Origin of the sequence: Brevibacterium sp. RIT 803 (assembly GCF_016892625.1) — a bacterium.
Classification (GTDB): domain Bacteria; phylum Actinomycetota; class Actinomycetes; order Actinomycetales; family Brevibacteriaceae; genus Brevibacterium.
Map to the genome: position 1 here is coordinate 305,904 of NZ_JAFEMW010000006.1, position 19,351 is coordinate 325,254.

A 19,351-nucleotide genomic window follows, 5' to 3' on the forward strand; every position below is an offset into this window, starting at 1 on the left:
GGCCATCAGACCCGGATCAGCTCGCGCGGGAATGCGGTGAATGTGTCACACCCGGTGTCGGTGATGAGAATCGACTCCGACAGCTCGTAGCCGTACCCGTTCATCCACATTCCGCAGATGAGGTGGAAGGTCATTCCCGCTTCGAGGAACTGATCGTCCTCGGTTCTGATCGAGATCGTGCGCTCGCCCCAATCGGGCGGATAGCCGATTCCGATTGAGTACCCCAGGCGGCTCGGCTTCTCCAGGCCCGCCAGCGCCAGCACGCGATTCCACGTCCGGGCGAGTTCAGCGGTGGGCACCTCAGGTGCGGCGACCTCGAGAACCGCGGACAGCGCCTCGGCGACGACGCCTTCGAGACGTATGAGCTCCTGCTTCGGCTTTCCGACCACGGCAGTCCGAGCCAGGGGCACGTGGTATCGGCGGTGGACGCCGGCAAGCTCAATGCTCACCGACTCATCGTCGATGAACTTGCGGTCCGTCCAGCTCAGGTGCGGAGTATCGGCGCTCTCCCCCGTGGGCAGCAGCGGAACGATGGCCGGATAGTCACCCCAGGAGCTGCCGCGCCCGCGAGCCTGCGCGGCAGCGATCTCCGCCGCCACCTCGTTCTGCGCGACACCGACCCCGATGGCTCCCAGTGCCGCGTTCATCGCCTCCGTCGTCACCTCGGCGGCATTGCGCATCAGCGCCACCTCGGACGGAGATTTGATCGCCCGGATCCAGTTGACCAGCTCGAATGAGTCGACGAGCCTCCACTCAGGCACGCCGTTGACCAGCGATCGGAAAGCCCGCGGCGAGAAGAAGTGCGAGTCCATCTCGACGCCGACCGGCGATGAAGACGCCCGTGCGACCTCCCAACGCTGCCGGAGCGCGAAGGCCACCCAATCGAAGGGGTGGATGTGGGGTCTCTGCACATAGCGTTCGGGATATCCGACGATATCCTCGGGTGGCAGCCACGAGGTGTGCGCAGCACCCCTGGCGTCCATGTCCCTCAGGAACAGAGTGAGCGGACCCGCTGCCGGGACGAACAGCAACTGCGGGGTATAGAAGGACCAGGCGTTGTAGCCGGTCAGATAGTAGACGTTCGCCGGATCGGTGACGATGAGCGCAGACAGTCCCTGATCGACCATCCGATTGCGCACCGAGGCGATGCGTCCCAAGTACTCGTCCGGGGAGAACCACAGATTGTTCGCGCCGATCGTGTCGACCTCGCCTGGGCGCGGCTGCGGGCGAGCTCTGACTTCCTGTCCTGCCCGGCCCTGCTGGGCACCGGGCCGCATTCCCTGCACATCCGGCCGGTTGTCTTCTCCGGCGTAGAACAGCTCACCCTCATTCATGATTACAGTGTGGTGAGCCGCATCACACCGTGTCAATCACTGCGACACGCGTGTTGTCGCGCGTAGAAATGCACATTCATGACGAATCCAGAATCAATCTTTTTAGGATTCGACGGAATTCGCACGCAAGGATGCGCATTCCGACTGAATTGATGATAGATTGTGCTGAGACCCAAATCACGGAGGTGAAGAATGGCCCACTTGATGCCGAGCGGAAGCAGTCACCGCCTGGGCAATCTCGACGAGAAATCGAAAGCGATCATCGTCGAGTTGCAGCACGATGGACGCAAGTCGTATTCCGCCATCGGCAAGTCTGTCGGGCTGTCCGAAGCCGCAGTCCGTCAGCGGGTCTCCAGGCTCATCGATTCCGGCGTGATGGAAATCGTCGCCGTGACCGATCCCTTGAGTCTGGGCTTCGCCCGACAGGCCATGGTGGGAGTCAAGGTTCGGGGAGATATCTCCAAGGTCGCCGACAGACTTCACGGATACGACGAGATCGACTATCTCGTCGTGACCGCAGGGTCGTTCGACATCCTGGTCGAGATCGTCTGCGAATCGGATCGCCACCTGATCGAATTCGTCAACCAAGAGCTCCGCTCGATCGACGCAGTCGTGGACACGGAGCTCTTCATGTACCTCTCACTCGAAAAGCAAAAATACAATTGGGGGACGCGATGACAGAGAATGTCACCAGAGCTGGCACCGGCTATCAGGATGCCATCCGCAACAACGTGTGGATGCACATGGCTCCGCACCAGTCATTGTTCAACGGTGGTGAAGCACCGATCATCACCCGTGGCGAAGGCCACCACATCTTCGACGACAAGGGCAATAAGTACCTTGACGGCCTGGCCGGACTGTTCACAGTCCAGGTTGGCCACGGTCGCGAGGAGATCGCGAAGGCCATGTACGATCAGGCGCTGAAGCTGCCGTTCATGCCGCTGTGGTCCTTCGCCCATCCGCAGGCCATCGAGGTCTCGGAGCGTCTGGCCAGCTATGCTCCCGGCGACCTCAACCGCGTCTTCCTGACCTCCGGCGGCGGTGATTCGGTCGAGTCCGCGATGAAGCTGGCGAAGAACTACTTCAAGATCACCGGCAAGCCGGGCAAGCACAAGATCATTTCGCGCGCCACCGCCTACCACGGCACGCCGCACGGTGCCCTGTCTGTGACCTCGCTGCCGGATCTGCGCGAACAGTTCGCACCCCTGGTCCCTGGTGCGATCAAGGTGCCCAACACGAACTTCTACCGTTCGCCGCAGCCCTACGCCCACGATGAGAAGGCCTTCGGCCGCTGGGCAGCCGACCGCATCGCCGAGGCCATCGAGTTCGAAGGCGCCGATTCGGTTGCGGCTGTGTTCCTCGAGCCGGTGCAGAACTCCGGCGGCTGCTTCCCACCGCCACCCGGATACTTCGATCGGGTGCGTGAGATCTGCGACGAGTACGACGTGCTCATGGTCTCCGACGAGACCATCTGCGCCTACGGACGCATCGGCGACATGTTCGCCTGCAACGACTTCGGCTACGTCCCTGACATCATCACCAGCGCCAAGGGCATCACCTCAGGGTATGCTCCGCTGGGTGCGATGATCGCCTCGGATCGGCTGTTCGAGCCCTTCGGCCCCGGTGGCGAGGAGACGTTCTACCACGGCTACACCTTCGGCGGTCATCCCGTCGCCTGTGCCGCCGCGATGGCCAACTTCGACGTGTTCGAAAAGGAGAAGCTCAACGACCACGTCCATGAGAACGCTGCCGCGTTCAAGTTCACGCTCGAGAAGCTCAAGGATCTGCCGATCGTCGGTGACGTTCGCGGTGAGGGCTTCTTCTACGGCATCGAACTCGTCAAGGATCGCGACACCAAGGAGTCCTTCACGGAGGAGGAATCGGAGCGCATCCTCAAGAACTTCGTGTCCGCGAAGATGTATGAAAACGGCCTGTACTGCCGTGCCGATGACCGCGGGGATCCAGTCATCCAGCTCTCGCCTCCTCTGACCGTGGGTCAGAAGGAGTTCGACGAGATGGAGCAGATCATCCGCGGCGTCCTCTCGGAAGCCTGGACTAAGCTCTGATCGCAGCCTGAAGCTCAATCGCATGAAACTGCCCCGATTCCTCTTTGAGGACTCGGGGCAGTTTCATATCGGGCAACCACACGTCACGTCAGGTGTTCACACGCGTGTGGGCCGGGGTGCCACGGCGGATCAGTCCAGGGCTGGGTCAGTCGCGGAGTTCTGCTCCTGCGAACGTGGGTTACTGTTCTGCGATGGTGCAACGCGTGGCGGCGGTCTCAGGCCCGATCGTACGACGAGCACCCCTAAAGCAGTCGTCAGTGGGATGGCGATGACCAAGCCGATCGAGCACACGAGGATGCTCACGACCTCAAGTGCCATCTCGCCCAGTGTCAGGGTCTCGAAGAACGACTGGTCGTGGGCGGAGACGATGAGGAGTGTGGTCAGCGCGGACCCCACATAGGCGAACGTGATCGTGTACACCGTCGAGGCGATGTGGTCGCGACCGATGCGCATCGCTCGGGAGAAGAGCTGCCTGGACTTGAGTTCTGGTGCCACTGCGGCCAGCTCCCACACCGCCGATGCCTGGGTGATGGTGACGTCGTTGAGGACACCGAGTCCGGTGACGAGGATCGCGCAGACGATCAGGTCGGCCAACGACACGTCCGTGGTGCCGGTGAGGAGGAATCCCTCTTCGGAGTAGGCGATGCCGAGATTGGCCCAGGACGTCATCCATGCCCCCAGCAGCCCCGTGATGACGATGCCGGCAACGGTCCCGAAGAGTGCCGTAGTCGTCCGCGTCGACACGCCATGGGCAAGATACAGGGCGATGACCATGATCGCACTCGCCGCGACCATTGCCACGAGGATCGGCGGCTTGGAGTCGAGGATCGCCGGGAGCATGAACACAATCAGCACGACACCGGCGAAGGCAAGGCCCGTCAATGCACGCAGGCCTCGAAAGCCTGCGACTGCGAGAACGACGACCCCGTAGATGATCGCCAAGGCAAGGATCGGGACATCTCGGTCGTAGTCGATGAACACATAGTCAGTCTCGGTCTCTGCTCGGTCAGTCGACTTCGTGAAGTCGAGGACCTTGAGCGAATCTCCGACACCGACCCCGGACACGATGGCGTCGGGCGTCACATAAAGGCTCCCCTCCTGCCCATCCACTTCGGCTGTGAACTCCATGCAGTCGGCTTCGAGCATCGGATCGGGCTCACTGGTCTCGCAGTTCGACGCATCCACGGCGGTGACTCGTGCTTCAGCGTGGGAGACCCCCGGTGCGGTGTTCGTCATCGGACCACCGCCGGGCAGATCCTGCTCCGGCCCCTGCGGCCACAGAAGGACCAGGCCCCCGATCGTGATGAGGACCAGCGGAAGGAGACACACGATCATGATCAGGCGAACCCTCGGCGAGGCTGTGGGCTTCCCTTGGAGCGTCATATGCATGGCGGACCTTCGTGTCGATGCGCGTTGTGACTCGGTCTCGGTGCGCGAAGTGAATGGCGATTTCAATGATGGTGCCCACGGCAGCGAAACAGAACGGGCCCGGTCGGTCGATTTCACGACCGACCGGGCCCGAGTCTCAGGCGCCGCCGGTGACAGGCTCCACCTGGTGGTCAGACCCCGGCGGACTCTCAGATGCCGAGGTGCTCGGCCAGATAGTTCTCGACCTGATCGAGGCTGACGCGCTCCTGGCTCATATCGTCGCGCTTGCGGATCGTGACCGCGTTGTCGTCGAGCGAGTCGAAGTCGAACGTGATGCACAGCGGGGTGCCGATCTCGTCCTGCCGGCGGTACCGACGACCGATCGCGCCGGCATCATCGAAGTCGATGTTCCACCGCCTGCGCAGACGAGCAGCGAGTTCCTTGGCCGCCGGTGTCAGCTTCTCATTGCGACTCAGCGGCAGCACGGCCGCCTTGATCGGAGCCAGGCGCGGATCGAGCTTCAGCACGATGCGCTTGTCCACACCGCCCTTGGTGTTGGGTGCCTCGTCCTCCGTGTAGGCATCGACGAGGAAAGCCATCATCGAACGGGTCAGACCGAAGGACGGTTCGATCACGTAGGGAGTGAAGCGTTCGCCGCTGGCCTGATCGAAATACTGCAGCTTCGCACCCGAAGCCTCGGTGTGGGTGCCGAGGTCGTAGTCGGTGCGGTTGGCCACGCCCATCAGCTCGCCCCATTCCGACCCTTGGAAGCCGAAGCGGTACTCAACGTCGATCGTACCCGAGGAGTAGTGTGCCCGGTCATCTTCGGGAACGTCGAGGCGGCGCACGTTGTCTTCGGAGATGCCGAGATCGATGAACCAGTTCCAGCAGGCCTCGACCCACTCGCGATAGTAGGCGTCGGCCTCCTCGGGACGAACGAAGTACTCGAGCTCCATCTGCTCGAACTCACGTGTGCGGAAGATGAAGTTTCCGGGAGTGATCTCGTTGCGGAAGGCTTTGCCGATCTGGCCGATGCCGAAAGGCGGCTTCTTCCGTGCCGCGGTGACGACGTTGTTGAAGTTGACGAAGATTCCCTGTGCGGTTTCGGGGCGCAGATAGTTCAGACCTGCCTCCGATTCCACCGGACCCAGGAAGGTCTTGACCAGGCCGGAGAACTCCTGCGGCTCGGTCCACTGTCCACGGTTCCCGCAGTCGGGGCAGACGATGTCGGCCATACCGTTCTCGGGTGTCTTCGAGTGCTTGGCTTCATAGGCTTCGACGAGGTGGTCTTCGCGGTGGCGCTTGTGGCAGTTGAGGCATTCGACGAGCGGGTCGACGAAGGTCTCCACATGCCCGGAGGCCTCCCAGACGCGCTTCGGCAGGATGATGGAGGAGTCGAGTCCGACGACGTCTTCGCGACCGCGGACGAAGGTCTGCCACCACTGGGCCTTGATGTTGTCTTTGAGCTCAACGCCCAAGGGCCCGTAGTCCCAGGCCGAACGGGACCCGCCATAGATCTCTCCGGCTTGGAAGACGAATCCTCTGCGTTTGGCCAGGGCGATGACGGCATCCAACTTGGACTGTGCCACGTTTATTCTCCTTGAGGTAGGTCGCCGACGGCCGGCTGCCGTGGCTCGCAGGTACAGCCTATCTGTTCAGGCCCCATCCGAGGGTCCCACCTCATGGGCGACGGAACTCACACTTAATCCTGCCCGCATTACCGTCTCGTCGGACATGTGGCATGTAGGATTGAAACACACCCAAACCTTTCTCCGTACTGACGGTTTTCACGTCTGTCCAAGCAAGCCTTGGATCTCATACGGTTTCGGCCCGGATTGCTCACGATGATTGCACAAGCGGCCGCAGGGTAGATCGCCACTACAGTCATCTGCGATCAAGTGTGTGCCGACGTGAGAGAGAAAACTCATGACAGAAGTGTCCACATCCGACAATCCGACAACACCGAAGTTCTCCGAGCTGGGTCTCCACCCGCTCGTCCTCCAGTCAGTTCAGGCTCAAGGATACGAGACCCCGACTCCGATCCAGGCTGAGACGATCCCCGCGCTGGTTGAGGGCCGCGATGTCATCGGCCTGGCCCAGACCGGCACCGGCAAGACCGCCGCTTTCGCTCTTCCAGCACTGTCCGACCTCGCCGAGGCCGGCCGCGCCAACGACGGTCCCTTCGCTCTGGTCCTGACCCCCACCCGTGAGCTTGCGATCCAGGTCGCCGAGGCGTTCACCTCGTATGCGACGAATCTCAACGACTTCTCCGTCCTCCCGATCTACGGCGGCCAGGCCTACGGCCCACAGCTCTCCGGCCTCAAGCGCGGCGCTCAGGTCGTCGTGGGAACGCCGGGTCGTGTCATCGACCACCTCAAAAAGGGATCGCTCAAGCTCGAAAACCTCCGTCACCTCATCCTCGATGAGGCCGACGAGATGCTCAAGATGGGCTTCGCCGAAGACATCGAAGAGATCTTCAGCCAGTCCGGCGACTCGCGTCAGGTGGCCCTGTTCTCCGCCACGATGCCGACATCGATCCACCGCCTGACCGGCAAATACCTCAACAACCCCAAAGAGGTCCGGGTCGCTTCGAAGTCGCAGACCGGATCGAACATCCGCCAGCGCTATCACATGGTCCAGCACTCGCATAAGCTCGACGCCCTGACTCGAATCCTCGAGGTCGAGGAATACGAGGGCATCATCATGTTCGTGCGCACCAAGCAGGCAACGGAGGAGCTCGCCGAGAAGCTGCGTGCCCGCGGTTTCAAGGCGTCGGCGATCAATGGCGACATCCCACAACAGGCTCGTGAGCGCACGATCGATATGCTGCGCAGCGGCAAGGTCGACATTCTCGTCGCCACCGATGTCGCAGCCCGCGGTCTCGACGTCGAGCGCATCACCCTCGTCGTCAACTTCGACATTCCGCATGACACCGAGTCCTACGTCCACCGCATCGGCCGCACCGGGCGCGCAGGGCGATCGGGCGAGGCCATTCTGTTCGTCACCCCGCGTGAGCAGCGTCTGCTCGGCTCCATCGAGCGCGCCACGAAGCAGAAGGTCGAACCGCTGTCGATGCCCAGCGTTGAAGAGCTGACGAACACCCGTGTGGAGAAGTTCACCAAGCGCATCGACGATGTGCTCGCGACGACCGAGCTGACCGAACTCGCGACCGTCATCGAGCAGTACGAGCTCTCCCGCAATGTGCCTGCGACCGACATCGCCGCAGCGCTGGCGTCCCTGGTGCTCGAGTCCAACACCCTCAAGGCCGATCCCATGCCGGAGCCTTCGCGTGGCAAGCCTGTTCGTGACCGTGACGGCGGCGGACGCGACGGCAAGCCGGGCCGTGAACGCTCATCCCGTCCGCGTGATGAGAATATGACCACCTACCGTCTGGCCATCGGCCGCAACGAACGCCTGCAGCCGGGTGCGGTCGTCGGCGCCATCGCCAACGAAGGCGGCCTGACCTCGAAAGAGATCGGTCACATCGACATCCGGTCGAACCACACCCTTGTCGATCTGCCCAAGGATCTCGATTCCTCGGTCATGCGCAAGCTCTCCAACACGCAGATCCAGGGTCGCCCGATCGACATTCGTCCGGATTCTGGCCGTCCGGCTCGTCCGTTCAAAAAGCGCAACTTCGACAAGCAGCCCGGCGACAGCCGCAACTTCCGCAACGATCGTCGCGGAGGCGCCAAGAAGTTCAGCAATGACCGCTTCGGCGGCGAACGCTCAAGCGACCGCTACTGATGTGCAGGTTCTGCTGAGGCGCTGAGACATCGGCGCTGAGCTCGCCCAAGAGAAGAGGTCCCGCCTAGTGGCGGGACCTCTTCTCGCTTGCGGGTGCGGTCCGGCGTTCAGGAACTCGAGCGATCGACGGCACCGCCGAAGCGACGGTCACGACGCGCGTACTCCTCGATCGCTGCCCACAGGGTGCGGCGATCGACATCGGGCCACAGGACGTCTTGGAAGACCATCTCCGCGTAGGCGGACTGCCACAGCAGGAAATTCGAGGTGCGCTGCTCGCCAGAGGAGCGCAGGAACAGGTCGACGTCCGGCACCTGAGCGGCGTACAGGCGCGAACGAACGGTCTTCTCGCTGACCTTGCCTGGCTTGAGCTTGCCAGCGGCTACCTCGGCGGTGATCTGGTTGACCGCGTCGACGATCTCGGAGCGACCTCCGTAGTTGACGCAGAACTGGAGGACTAGGCCGGTGTTGTGCTTGGTCATCTCCGCCGCGGTCTCGAGTTCGTCGATGACCGATCGCCACAGGCGACCGCGGCGCCCGGCCCACACGATCCGCACGCCGAGCTCATTGAGCTCATCGCGGCGACGTCGGATCACATCGCGATTGAAGCCCATGAGGAAGCGCACCTCGTCCGGGGAGCGTTTCCAATTCTCGGTGGAGAAGGCGTAGGCGGAGAGATAGTCGACACCCATCTCGATGGCACCGTGGATGACTTCGAGGAGCGACGCCTCTCCGGCCTTGTGCCCTTCAGTGCGCGGCAGTCCGCGGTCGTTGGCCCAACGTCCATTGCCATCCATGACCACCGCGACGTGATTCGGGACGAACTTCGCCTCGATGCCCGGGGGGCGGGCTCCGCTGGGGTGCGGGGGCGGCGCGGGATAGCTCATCTGGCCTCCAAAACTCTCAGTGATCGGATATTGCGTTCCAAGTGCCATGACACCCAGTCAGAAACGAGTTTGGAACCGTCGATCTGGTCGTGGAGGTCCGAGGCTTCCGCTCGCTCCCAGTCACCTGAGAGCAGGGCGGCCATATGTTCGAGTGCATCGGTGTCCGGCAGAGCCGCTCCGCTGGGTCGGCAGGAGGTGCACACGGCACCGCCCAGGGAGGCTGAGAACGCACGGTGCGGGCCAGGGCTGCCGCACTGTGCGCAGTCGAGCAGGCTCGGCGCCCAGCCGGCCACGGACATTGCCCGCAGCAGATACGCATCGAGGGCCAGCCTCGGCGGATGCTCGTCATTGCACAGAGACCGGATGGCCGAGACGAGAAGCAGGAAATGGGTGCGCGATTGGGGTTCGACCTCGGTGATCCTGGCTGCGGTCTCCGCCATCACACTCGCGGCCGAGTACGCGTCATAGTCTGCGCCGATGCCGCGGGCAAAGGGCTCGATGAGTTCGACCTGGGTGACGATGTCGAGGTTGCGGCCGACGTGGCACTGCAGATCGACGAGCATGAAGGGTTCGAGCCGGGAACCGAAGCGTGACTTGGTGCGGCGAATGCCCTTCGCTACTGCTCGGATCAGCCCGTGGCTGCGGGTGAGAACAGTGACGATGCGGTCGGCTTCGCCGAGCTTGTGCCCCTGGAGCACGATGCCTTCATCACGATAATTGTGCACCTGCCCATTATCGCAGAGTGCGACGGGGAAAGATCCCCGCCGCACTCTGTGGCCGTTGTGATATATCTGTTGTGACTCCGCTCAGCTGACGTCTCAGCGCTCGCGCTCACCGTCGCGATCACGGGCGGCACGGTTGACTGCCGAGACGACGGCCTTGAGTGAGGCCTTGGTGATGTTCGAGTGAAGTCCGGCACCCCAGACGACACGGTCTTCAACGGCGAGCTCGACGTACGCAGCCGCCATGGTGTCAGCACCGGAGCCGATGGCGTGTTCGGTGTAGTCCTGGAGGCGAACGTCGACGTCGAAGTTGTCGATGAGCACCTTCACCAGTGCGTCGATGGGCCCTTTGCCACGTCCTTCGTAGGTGCGCTCTTGGCCGTCGACGATGAGGTCGACCTCGACGCGCTCCGAGGCGCCCGAGTCATCAACCGTGCCCGAGTCGGTGCGAAGGCCCACGATCTGAAACCGGCCCCAGGCGTTGTCCTGATCATCGCTGGGCAGGTACTCGTGGTTGAAGATGCGGCGAATCTCCTCGGCGGAGACCTCTCCCCCACCTTCGGTGTGCTGCTGAACGGCGCGAGAGAATTCGACCTGCATGCGTCGAGGCAGATCCAGACCGTACTCGCTCTTGAGCAGGTAGGTGACGCCGCCCTTGCCCGACTGCGAGTTCACGCGGATGATCGCCTCGTAGGAGCGGCCCAGATCTTTGGGGTCGACCGGCAGGTAGGGCATGTCCCATTCCATCAGGTCCACAGGTACGCCCTGCTCATTGGCATTCTTCTCACGGGCGGCGAACGCCTTGTTGATCGCGTCCTGGTGCGAGCCGGAGAACGAGGTGAAGACGAGGTCACCACCGTAGGGGTGACGTTCGTGGACACCGATCTGGTTGCATTCGGTGACGGTGTGGATGACTTCGTCGATATCGGAGAAGTCCAGCTCGGGGTCGACACCCTGGGTGTAGAGGTTGAGCGCAACAGTGACGAGGTCGAGGTTTCCGGTTCGTTCGCCGTTGCCGAAGAGGCAGCCTTCGATCCTGTCGGCACCTGCCATGATGCCCATCTCAGCAGCCGCCACACCGGTTCCCCGGTCGTTGTGGGGGTGCAGGGACACCGCCACCTCATCGCGGTAGGGCATGTTCCGGCAGAACCATTCGATCTGGTCGGCGTAGGTGTTCGGGGTGCCGCGTTCAACCGTGGCCGGCAGGTTGACGACAGTCTCGCGGCCCGCGGCCGGCTGCCACATGTCGAGGACGCTGCCGACGATGTCGAGTGCGAATTCGGGTTCGGTGTCGACGAAGATCTCGGGTGAGTACTGGTAGCCGAAGTCGACGTCGCCGAGGAGTGACTCGGCGTGCTTCATGACCGCCTGGGTTCCACGGGTGGCGATGTCACGAGTCTGGTCGAAGCCCTCACCGTCGAAACCGAACACGACCTTGCGGAAGACTGGCGCGGTCGCGTTGTAGAGGTGGACCGTCGGCTTCTGAGCACCGACGAGGGACTCCACCGTACGTTCGATGAGATCCTCACGCGCCTGGGTGAGTACGGAGATGCGTACATCGTCGGGGATGGCATCCTGCTCGATGATCTCGCGGACGAAATCGAAGTCGACCTGACTGGCTGCGGGGAATCCGACCTCGATCTCCTTGAAGCCGAGCTTGACCAAGAGGTCGAACATCTTGCGCTTGCGATCGGGCGTCATCGGATCGATGAGGGCCTGGTTGCCGTCCCGCAGATCGGTGCTCAGCCAACGCGGAGCCTTCCGGATCAGCTGATCGGGCCAGGTGCGGTCGCGCATATCGAGAGCAATCCGGTCCTGAAAGGACTTGTACTTGCTGAATGGCATAGGAGTCGGCTTCTGCAGTTTCATGGTTCCTCATTCATTGATCGTGTGCTTCATCAGCATAGGAAAAACTCCGCGACGAGTGTGCTGTCCGATCAGGACTCGTCGCGGCAAGGAAGGAGGAGCAACCTGTGAGCCACACAGACAACATAGTCCTGGTTGATCAGTCCACCCCAAACCTGTCCAAATCCTAAGATTCTGATCCCGGGATGGCCGGGATGGCCGGGATGGCCGGTGCCAGTGTGCCCATCTTCAGTCGGCAGCGCTCCCCATCAGTCCACTAGTCGAGGAAGTCGACCGAGGCCCGCGCCATATTGAAGCCGACGCCTGTCTCATCCGACTTGCACGTCATCCCTTCGCGGGTCGATGTGCAGGTCATCCCTTCGGCAGTGATCGATTCGCCGTAGCCGAGCACCCGAGCGGGGCCGGAATTTCCTGGGGCCTCTTGGCAGGAGAAGCCGGCACCTTCGTCATTGGCCACGACGACACCGCCCCAGTTATCCAACTGGCAGTCATCGGGTTCTGCGGGAGGCGTGTAGTCGAAGGATGAGATAACGCACCGGGTGCGATCCGCATCGATCGTGCAGGCGATGTTGCCGGACGGAGACTTGAAGGACTCGGCAGCGACCGGCGGCTTCGAGCTCGGATCGTCGGACTCGGAGCCTGCACCGTCTGAGGGTCCTTGAGAGGACGAGTCAGACGCGGTCTCGTCCTTGCCCTGCCTCGCGTCCCAGGCAATGTAGCCGACGATGCCGAGGGCGATCACCAGTGCGATCGCAGCTAGGGCCCAGAGCCACCCCGGAACCTTCTTCGTATCGGGTTCACGGCGGTAGGGTCCGCCGGGTCCGGCTGGCCCGCCAGGTCCATATCCCCCGGGCCCGTACCCGCCAGGTCCCCCGGGCCCGTACCCGCCAGGTCCACCGGGACCGTCACCGCCGTTGGGACCGGCTGGTCCACCCGGCCCGGCAGGACCCCCTTGACCGGCAGGACCCCCTTGGCCACCGGGGCCGACACCTGGCCCGTAGGCGCCGCCTGCCGGTCCGGGAGCACTGTGTCCTGCAGAGGCGGGTGCAGCATGTGGGGAGTAGGGTGATGCGCCGTTGGGCACGCGCGACTCGTTTCCGTGGTGCTCAGGGGGATGCGGTTGTGGAGCGGGCTGCCCCGGCGCACCGAAGTCGGCGCCCCAGGGTTCGGGATTCGGAGACTGCCCGCCCGAGGCACCCTGTGGATTCCACTGTTTCGGTGCCGAGGCGGCCTCCGCCTCGGCGATGTCCTCGGACCTCGCCTTCCGTGGTGTCTGGCCGCCGACAGCGGATTCTTCATTCTCGGCTGCGGCGAGTTGGCGCAGCTCGTCGAGGCTGAGCACCTCGGTGGCATCGACTCCGTCGGAAGACACCATCGACCGGAGTCTCGCCAACTCGTCCGCGCTGAGGGCTTGGGTCGAGCCATCCGCGGCCGGGGATTTGTCCTGGCCGATGAACAACTGCGTTGTGATCGAATCCGGAGACTCCTCCGCCGGTTTCCGACGCCCGGGGCGCGGAGGGTGGTTCGGCACAGGTGGAATGCTCATAGGCCCATTTTCGCATAGTCACTACCGCAGTGTTCTCAAGGTTCGTGAGATGATGACCTCATGTTCAGTGGTGGAACCCGGGCCGGGACCAGCCTGACGATCGTTGTTGCGGCCCTGACGCTGTCGTCGTGCGCGACGCCGTCCGACAGGGACGACGACGATGGTGCGTCCGCTCATTCCGCGATGGTCGCGGCGCCGGCACAGCAGAACGGCTTCGGGGATTTCGCCGCCCCCGCACAGATCACCCCACCCGGAGCAGAGACCGCAGAGACGACAGGTCCAGCCCACTCCGCTCGGGTCCCCGGACTGGGCCCGGAGACAGCCGCACAGATTCCCGCAGAGACCTCACAGGTCCTCGTTGCCAGCGGGCCGGATGCGAATTCCGATTCCGGGCAGCTGAGCTTCTACAGCATCGAAGACGGGCAGTGGAAGAAGCGCAAGACGTTCGACACCCACAATGGGAAGAAGGGCTGGCTGGCCGATCGCCGGGAGGGCGACAAGACGTCACCGGTCGGAGTCTTCACACTCAGCGATGCAGGCGGGTACAAGCAGGACCCGGGCACGGCGCTTCCCTACACCCAGGATGATCGGCTCCCCTCCTCGGCGACGGTGGCATACGGTCCCGAGTACGAGCGCGTCTTCGACTACATCATCGCCATCGACTACAACCGCGTACCGGGCGCCGCGCCCACCGACAGGACTCGCCCGCTGGGCTGGGACAAGGGCGGCGGCATCTGGCTGCACCTCGATCATGATTCCGGGACGAACGGCTGTGTGACGCTCAAGGAGAAGGACCTCAAATGGATCCTTGGAACCATCGACCCCGATGCCCACCCGCGCATCGCCATGGGACCTGAGTCCCAACTGCAGAAGTAGAGGCACCGCGATGCGAAAGCTCATCATCTCCCTCGTACAGACGATCAACGGAGCGTATGCCCTGGACGGTTGGTCGACAGGCGTGTCCACGAAGGCCGACTTCAACTACTTCATATCCCTGCGCAGACAGGCAGGTGCCATCATCATCGATCGCCGGACCGCGCTCAATCCCGCACTGCCGGTCATCAACGCACCGGGCAAAGCCCTCGAACACACCCCCGTACATGTCCTGACCGAATCAGACCCGGACGACCTGAGCCAGCAGCTCGCCGAGGCCGGCCTCGACTACCGAGCTCAGCACTTCACTCCGGACACTGCCGCGCAGGTGCTCGAAGCCGCCGAGTCCACCGGTGAGACTCTGGTGTGCGAGTCCGGACCGAACCTCGCCTACCGGCTGCTCGATTCCGTCCCAAGTGCCGAACTGCACCTGAGCCTGAGCCCGCTCTATTCCCGCAGCACCGGCAGCCACTTCTCCCAACTCGAGGCCACCCTCAACTTGCGAGTCATCGATGTGCGAACCGTCGATGACCAGGTCTTCATCCGCTATGCAAAGGCCTGAACCGAAGCCAGGGCCCGAACATAGTCCATGACCTGGCCTAGACGCCCAGCTGAGTGCTGATCTCGTGCTCAGCTGGACGAGTCAGCACCGCGCTGGCTGCTTCGGCAACTGCGGGAAGGCTGATCGTCTCGACTCCCCCACGCAGATCGTTGCGGTCATCACCACCGATGGGCGCCATGATCTTGAGCTCGCGGTAGTCCACGGAGTCCGTCTCGGCCTCGGCCACCCTGATGAGCATCTCTTGAGCGGCGCCGAATACGCTGATCGCTCCAGACCCGACGCAGGCTTCGACGCTGGCCACACCGTTGAGAGCCAAGTGCCGGACATGGGCACGTCCTGCCTCCTCGGCGAGCGCCTCCGATTCCTCGGCGAGCGCCTCCGATACGACACAGGCCGCGAAATGACCACGCAGGTATGAGGAGTAGTCCTCATCGAAGGAAGCGATCCCCCGAGCGATCATCGCGATGTCCACGTACCATCCACCGACCGCAGCGATGACCGCGTCGACCGGCGATGCGTCCAACCGGCGGAGTTCGTCGATGACGGCTTGGGGTCGATCCACCCAATCGGGGACGACGACGGGTTCATAGTCAGTCGTGGCCTCCGGCTGTGAACGGACGATGCCGGTGATGCGATGGTCAGCGTACAGGTGCTGGGCCAGGCCCGTGCCGACGTGGCCGGAGGCTCCGAAGATGAGGATGTGCATGCCCCGAGTCTATTTGCTCAATCCACCGCTGCTCCGATGGCTCCACCAGCGCCGAGGACCGCGGAGCCGGGCGCGATAGGGTTCTGTCACAACCGCTCCCCCTCTGTCGAAGGACCTCATGGCCGATCAGCATGAACTCACACGGCTCGAACAGTTCCTCGACCGATTCGCCAATCGGCATCTCGCACAGGTGCCGGACGGGGTGCGGGAGTTCCTCGTCTTCGGGATCAAACAGGCGTGGGCCTGCCTGTTCGGAGCCCTCATGCTGCTCGCGATCATTCTCACCGCTTGGTGGTACCCGGACGATGCGGGCCTGGCCCGCAATGATCTCCTCGTGATCCTGGCAGTCCTGATCCAGGCGGCGATGCTCCTTCTGCGGCTGGAGACCGGGCGCGAGCTGTGGGTCATCGTTGTGTTCCACATCGTCGGCACCGGAATGGAGATCTTCAAGACGTCGATGGGGTCGTGGAACTATGCGGCCGGAGGTGTCCTCCACATCGCGGCTGTGCCCCTGTTCACCGGGTTCATGTACGCGGCGGTCGGCTCCTATATCGTGCGCGTCTATCGTCTCTTCGACCTGCGGTTCAGTCATTACCCGCCGAGGTGGATCACCACGGTCATCGCCGCCGCGATCTACCTCAACTTCTTCACCCACCACTACATAGTCGATGTGCGTCTCTTCCTCGTCGTTGCTGTCGGGGTGGTGTTCTTCCGATGTCGGATGCACTTCCACGTGCACAAACTGACGCTGCGCATGCCGGTCCTCCTTGCGTTCGTGCTGGTGGCGTTCTTCATCTGGATCGCTGAGAACATCGGCACCGTCACCGGCGCATGGCTCTACCCCTCCCAGATCGACGGATGGCAGATGGTGCCGGTGACCAAACTGGTGGCGTGGTTCCTGCTCATGATGATCTCCGTCGTCCTCGTCACCTTCGTCTACCCTCCCAAACCGCCTGATAAGACCAGGTCTACTGATATTCTGAGCTGAAACTCAGACTCGGTCGAAGGAGACACATGGCAGACGCGGATTCAGAGGATTCCAGTGCTCTGGTCAAAGCCGTTCGACCGCCGTCCGGCGCGCATCGCTTGGTGAGCGCGAAGGTCCTCATCCGCATCCTCGCGGCCGTCCTCGTTCTGCTGCTCGTCCTCACCCTTCTCGGTGTCTTCCTCGTCCAACGGTCCTATCCCACCACGGACGGCGACATCTCACTGTCGGGCCTGGACGCCGAGGTCAGCGTCACCCGCGATGACTCGGGCGTGCCGACCATTGAGGCGAGTAACTCCCACGACCTCTTCATGGCCCAGGGCTTCGTCCACGCCCAGGATCGATTCTGGGAGATGGACTTCCGCAGGCATGTCACCTCGGGCCGGCTCTCGGAACTCTTCGGCGAGTCACAGTTCGGCACCGACAAGTTCATTCGCACACTGGGCTGGAGGAAGGTCGCCGAGGCGGAGGTCGCGGCACTCGATGACAAGACGCGCGCGTACTACGAAGCCTATGCAGAGGGCGTCAACGCCTACCTGCACGACAAGTCCCCCACCGAGGTGTCCCTCGAGTACGGCATCGTCGGCCTGCAGGCCGGTGGAGTCGAGATCGAGGAATGGACTCCGGTCGACAGTGTCTCCTGGCTCAAGGCCATGGCCTGGGACCTGCGCTCGAATGTCGAGGATGAGATCGACCGAGCAATCAGCCAGACCGCGCTCGATGATGAGCAGATGGCCGACATCTATCCCGACTACCCCTATGACACCCGCCCGACGATCGTCGGAGGCAATGCCGGTGCCAAAGCACGTGACGAAGACGAAGCACGTGACGAAGATGAAGCACGTGCCGGGGGCGAGGTGACTGCTGCGGACACACAGCAATCGGGACACGGCGGAGGGACCGAGACTCCCAGCAACCTCGGCGAGCTCAAGGAGCACCTGAAGTCGCTGCCGGTGCTCCTGGGAGTCAACAGTCATGACATCGGGTCGAACTCGTGGGTGGTCTCCGGTGAGCACACCTCCACCGGTGCCCCGCTGCTGGCCAATGATCCGCACCTGGCTCCCGCTATGCCCTCCGTCTGGCATCAGATCGGACTGCGCTGCACCGAGGTCACGCCCGAATGCCCCTTCGACGTGTCCGGCTTCTCCTTCTCCGGGCTGCCCGGGGTCATCATCGGCCACAACCAGAGCATCGCCTGGGGACTGACGAACCTGGGGCCCGACGTCGCCGATCTCGTGGTCGAGAAGGTCCGCGACGGCGAAGTCGTCCGTGATTCTGGGGACGACCCCGTGACCACACGCAAAGAGACCGTGAAGATCGCGAAACAGGAACCTCGCGAGATCACGATCCGCTCGACGAGCAACGGCCCTCTCATCTCGGACGTCGACGGATCCTACCGCGATGTGCTCGATGCCTCGACCGGGGCGAATTCCGAAGACACGAAATCAGGTCCAGCCGATGAGCACTACCAGCTGGCGCTGCAGTGGACGGCCCTGGAGCCGGGCAACACGGCCTCGGCGATCTTCGGGCTCAATGCGGCGACGAACTGGAGCGAATTCCGGCAGGCCGCCTCCCTCTTCGACGTCCCCTCCCAGAACCTCATCTACGCAGACACCGCAGGCAACATCGGCTATCAGGCGCCGGGAAAGATCCCCAAACGCGGCGACGGCGACGGCATGCTGCCACGGCACGGTTGGAAGACCGACGAAGACTGGCAGGGATACCTCGACTTCGAGGATCTGCCGAGTCTGTACAACCCTGCGCGTGGCTGGATCGTGACCGCGAACAATCCAGTCACCCCTCCAGGAGAGTCCGTCCAGTTGAGCAACGACTTCGACGATGGAGACCGGGCGAGGAGGATCACGAAGCTGACCCGGGACACGATCGCCAACGGAGAAGTCACGCCAGACGACATGTCCCGCATCCAAAGTGATGATCTCAATCCCATCGCGCTCACCCTGATCCCGTTGCTGCTCGACATCGATGCGCAAGAGGGCACCGATATCGCGGCGGCGCAGGAGCTGCTCTCGGACTGGAACGGCCACGATGATGCCAACAGTGCCGCTGCGGCCTACTTCAATGTCCTCTCGAAGACGATCCTCGACGAAGTGTTCGCTCCGAAGCTGCCCGATGAGGTACCTCCGGCCGGCGGATCACGCTGGTACCTCATCATCAAGAACCAGCTGGAGGATCCCGACTCCGAGTGGTGGGCCGACGACGAGGTCGAGAATCGAGACGAAGCGCTGGCTCGAGCCATGGATTCCGCATGGAAGACGACTGAGGATCTGCTCGGCTCCGAACCCGTGACCTGGCGGTGGGGCATCCTGCACAGGCTGACCATCCGCAACGCCAGCCTCGGCGAATCAGGGATCAAACCCATTGAGCGGCTGTTCAATCGAGGCCCCTACGAGGTCTCGGGCGGGTCGGGAGAAGTCAACGCCACAGGCTGGGACGCTTCGGTGGGCTTCGAGACGAACTGGGTGCCCTCGATGCGTCAGATCGTTGACCTCAAGGACTTCAACCACTCCCGGTGGATCAACCTCACAGGGGCCTCGGGCCATGCCTTCCACCCGCACTATGCCGATCAGACCGAGGACTGGGCGGCCGGCGCAACCCGGCCCTGGCCCTACACACCCGATGCGCTGGACCGGCACACCGAGGATTCGCTGGTACTTCGACCCTGATCGAGGAG

At 63.0% G+C, this 19,351-nt stretch carries 15 protein-coding genes; 7 read left to right on the plus strand and 8 right to left on the minus strand.

Annotation, left to right across the window (positions count from 1 at the left end; all coding sequences use genetic code 11):
- Positions 1–5: 5 nt before the first annotated feature.
- The gene (locus JTF07_RS19360) at positions 6–1,334 is read right to left on the minus strand and encodes a M24 family metallopeptidase (protein WP_204235806.1); all 1,329 of its coding nucleotides are present in this window, start codon (positions 1,332–1,334) and stop codon (positions 6–8) included.
- Positions 1,335–1,526: 192 nt separating this feature from the next.
- Between JTF07_RS19360 and JTF07_RS19365 the strand changes: the two genes are divergently transcribed.
- Together JTF07_RS19365 and JTF07_RS19370 are read left to right on the plus strand one after the other, a co-directional pair.
- Positions 1,527–2,012: an Lrp/AsnC family transcriptional regulator gene (locus JTF07_RS19365; RefSeq protein ID WP_096167274.1), complete on the plus strand. Its 486-nt coding sequence runs from the start codon at positions 1,527–1,529 to the stop codon at positions 2,010–2,012.
- Positions 2,009–3,400 (plus strand): aspartate aminotransferase family protein, encoded by a 1,392-nt coding sequence (locus JTF07_RS19370; RefSeq protein WP_096177750.1) that lies wholly within the window; start codon positions 2,009–2,011, stop codon positions 3,398–3,400. The genes JTF07_RS19365 and JTF07_RS19370 overlap by 4 nt, the downstream gene beginning before the upstream one ends.
- Positions 3,401–3,529: 129 nt before the next feature.
- On the opposite strand, the gene JTF07_RS19375 is transcribed toward JTF07_RS19370, so the two are convergent.
- Both JTF07_RS19375 and JTF07_RS19380 read right to left on the minus strand, forming a co-directional pair.
- The gene (locus tag JTF07_RS19375) at positions 3,530–4,789 is read right to left on the minus strand and encodes a YibE/F family protein (protein ID WP_204235807.1); all 1,260 of its coding nucleotides are present in this window, start codon (positions 4,787–4,789) and stop codon (positions 3,530–3,532) included.
- A gap of 188 nt (positions 4,790–4,977) precedes the next feature.
- Positions 4,978–6,357, minus strand: a complete 1,380-nt coding sequence (locus JTF07_RS19380; protein WP_204235808.1) for a glycine--tRNA ligase — start codon at positions 6,355–6,357, stop codon at positions 4,978–4,980.
- 337 nt (positions 6,358–6,694) lie between these two features.
- Between JTF07_RS19380 and JTF07_RS19385 the strand changes: the two genes are divergently transcribed.
- Positions 6,695–8,515: a DEAD/DEAH box helicase gene (locus JTF07_RS19385; RefSeq protein ID WP_204235809.1), complete on the plus strand. Its 1,821-nt coding sequence runs from the start codon at positions 6,695–6,697 to the stop codon at positions 8,513–8,515.
- 107 nt (positions 8,516–8,622) lie between these two features.
- Here JTF07_RS19385 and JTF07_RS19390 read toward each other — a convergent pair whose 3' ends face one another.
- The 4 genes from JTF07_RS19390 to JTF07_RS19405 all read right to left on the minus strand — a co-directional run bounded on the left by JTF07_RS19390 (position 8,623) and on the right by JTF07_RS19405 (position 13,533).
- Positions 8,623–9,399, minus strand: a complete 777-nt coding sequence (locus JTF07_RS19390) for an isoprenyl transferase (RefSeq protein WP_204235810.1) — start codon at positions 9,397–9,399, stop codon at positions 8,623–8,625.
- Positions 9,396–10,124 (minus strand): DNA repair protein RecO, encoded by a 729-nt coding sequence (gene recO, locus JTF07_RS19395; RefSeq protein WP_204235811.1) that lies wholly within the window; start codon positions 10,122–10,124, stop codon positions 9,396–9,398. Before recO ends, JTF07_RS19390 begins: the two co-directional genes overlap by 4 nt.
- Positions 10,125–10,217: 93 nt before the next feature.
- A complete protein-coding gene (gene leuA, locus JTF07_RS19400) occupies positions 10,218–11,990 on the minus strand; it encodes a 2-isopropylmalate synthase (RefSeq protein ID WP_204235812.1) in 1,773 nt (590 codons plus the stop codon).
- Between the two features lie 253 nt (positions 11,991–12,243).
- Positions 12,244–13,533 (minus strand): DUF6636 domain-containing protein, encoded by a 1,290-nt coding sequence (locus JTF07_RS19405; RefSeq protein ID WP_204235813.1) that lies wholly within the window; start codon positions 13,531–13,533, stop codon positions 12,244–12,246.
- 60 nt (positions 13,534–13,593) lie between these two features.
- Between JTF07_RS19405 and JTF07_RS19410 the strand changes: the two genes are divergently transcribed.
- Positions 13,594–14,409 (plus strand): L,D-transpeptidase family protein, encoded by an 816-nt coding sequence (locus tag JTF07_RS19410; RefSeq protein WP_204235814.1) that lies wholly within the window; start codon positions 13,594–13,596, stop codon positions 14,407–14,409.
- A gap of 10 nt (positions 14,410–14,419) precedes the next feature.
- Positions 14,420–14,968, plus strand: coding sequence for a hypothetical protein (locus JTF07_RS19415; protein WP_204235815.1), 549 nt, complete (start codon positions 14,420–14,422; stop codon positions 14,966–14,968).
- A 37-nt stretch (positions 14,969–15,005) separates the two neighbouring features.
- Here the strand turns inward: JTF07_RS19415 and JTF07_RS19420 are convergent, their stop codons facing one another.
- The gene (locus tag JTF07_RS19420) at positions 15,006–15,674 is read right to left on the minus strand and encodes a Rossmann-fold NAD(P)-binding domain-containing protein (protein WP_204235816.1); all 669 of its coding nucleotides are present in this window, start codon (positions 15,672–15,674) and stop codon (positions 15,006–15,008) included.
- A gap of 118 nt (positions 15,675–15,792) precedes the next feature.
- On the opposite strand from JTF07_RS19420, the gene JTF07_RS19425 reads away from it, so the two are divergent.
- Both JTF07_RS19425 and JTF07_RS19430 read left to right on the plus strand, forming a co-directional pair.
- Positions 15,793–16,662 (plus strand): DUF817 domain-containing protein, encoded by an 870-nt coding sequence (locus tag JTF07_RS19425; RefSeq protein WP_204235817.1) that lies wholly within the window; start codon positions 15,793–15,795, stop codon positions 16,660–16,662.
- A 26-nt stretch (positions 16,663–16,688) separates the two neighbouring features.
- Positions 16,689–19,343, plus strand: a complete 2,655-nt coding sequence (locus JTF07_RS19430) for a penicillin acylase family protein (protein ID WP_204235818.1) — start codon at positions 16,689–16,691, stop codon at positions 19,341–19,343.
- Positions 19,344–19,351: the final 8 nt, after the last annotated feature.

Excerpts from the sequence above, each read along its gene's own strand:
- JTF07_RS19360 (WP_204235806.1), bottom strand. The coding sequence starts at position 1,334 with ATGAATGAGGGTGAGCTGTTCTACGCCGGAGAAGACAACCGGCCGGAT.
- JTF07_RS19365 (WP_096167274.1), top strand. The coding sequence starts at position 1,527 with ATGGCCCACTTGATGCCGAGCGGAAGCAGTCACCGCCTGGGCAATCTC.
- JTF07_RS19370 (WP_096177750.1), top strand. The coding sequence starts at position 2,009 with ATGACAGAGAATGTCACCAGAGCTGGCACCGGCTATCAGGATGCCATC.
- JTF07_RS19375 (WP_204235807.1), bottom strand. The coding sequence starts at position 4,789 with ATGCATATGACGCTCCAAGGGAAGCCCACAGCCTCGCCGAGGGTTCGC.
- JTF07_RS19385 (WP_204235809.1), top strand. The coding sequence starts at position 6,695 with ATGACAGAAGTGTCCACATCCGACAATCCGACAACACCGAAGTTCTCC.
- JTF07_RS19390 (WP_204235810.1), bottom strand. The coding sequence starts at position 9,399 with ATGAGCTATCCCGCGCCGCCCCCGCACCCCAGCGGAGCCCGCCCCCCG.
- leuA (WP_204235812.1), bottom strand. The coding sequence starts at position 11,990 with ATGAAACTGCAGAAGCCGACTCCTATGCCATTCAGCAAGTACAAGTCC.
- JTF07_RS19405 (WP_204235813.1), bottom strand. The coding sequence starts at position 13,533 with ATGAGCATTCCACCTGTGCCGAACCACCCTCCGCGCCCCGGGCGTCGG.
- JTF07_RS19410 (WP_204235814.1), top strand. The coding sequence starts at position 13,594 with ATGTTCAGTGGTGGAACCCGGGCCGGGACCAGCCTGACGATCGTTGTT.
- JTF07_RS19415 (WP_204235815.1), top strand. The coding sequence starts at position 14,420 with ATGCGAAAGCTCATCATCTCCCTCGTACAGACGATCAACGGAGCGTAT.
- JTF07_RS19420 (WP_204235816.1), bottom strand. The coding sequence starts at position 15,674 with ATGCACATCCTCATCTTCGGAGCCTCCGGCCACGTCGGCACGGGCCTG.
- JTF07_RS19425 (WP_204235817.1), top strand. The coding sequence starts at position 15,793 with ATGGCCGATCAGCATGAACTCACACGGCTCGAACAGTTCCTCGACCGA.
- JTF07_RS19430 (WP_204235818.1), top strand. The coding sequence starts at position 16,689 with ATGGCAGACGCGGATTCAGAGGATTCCAGTGCTCTGGTCAAAGCCGTT.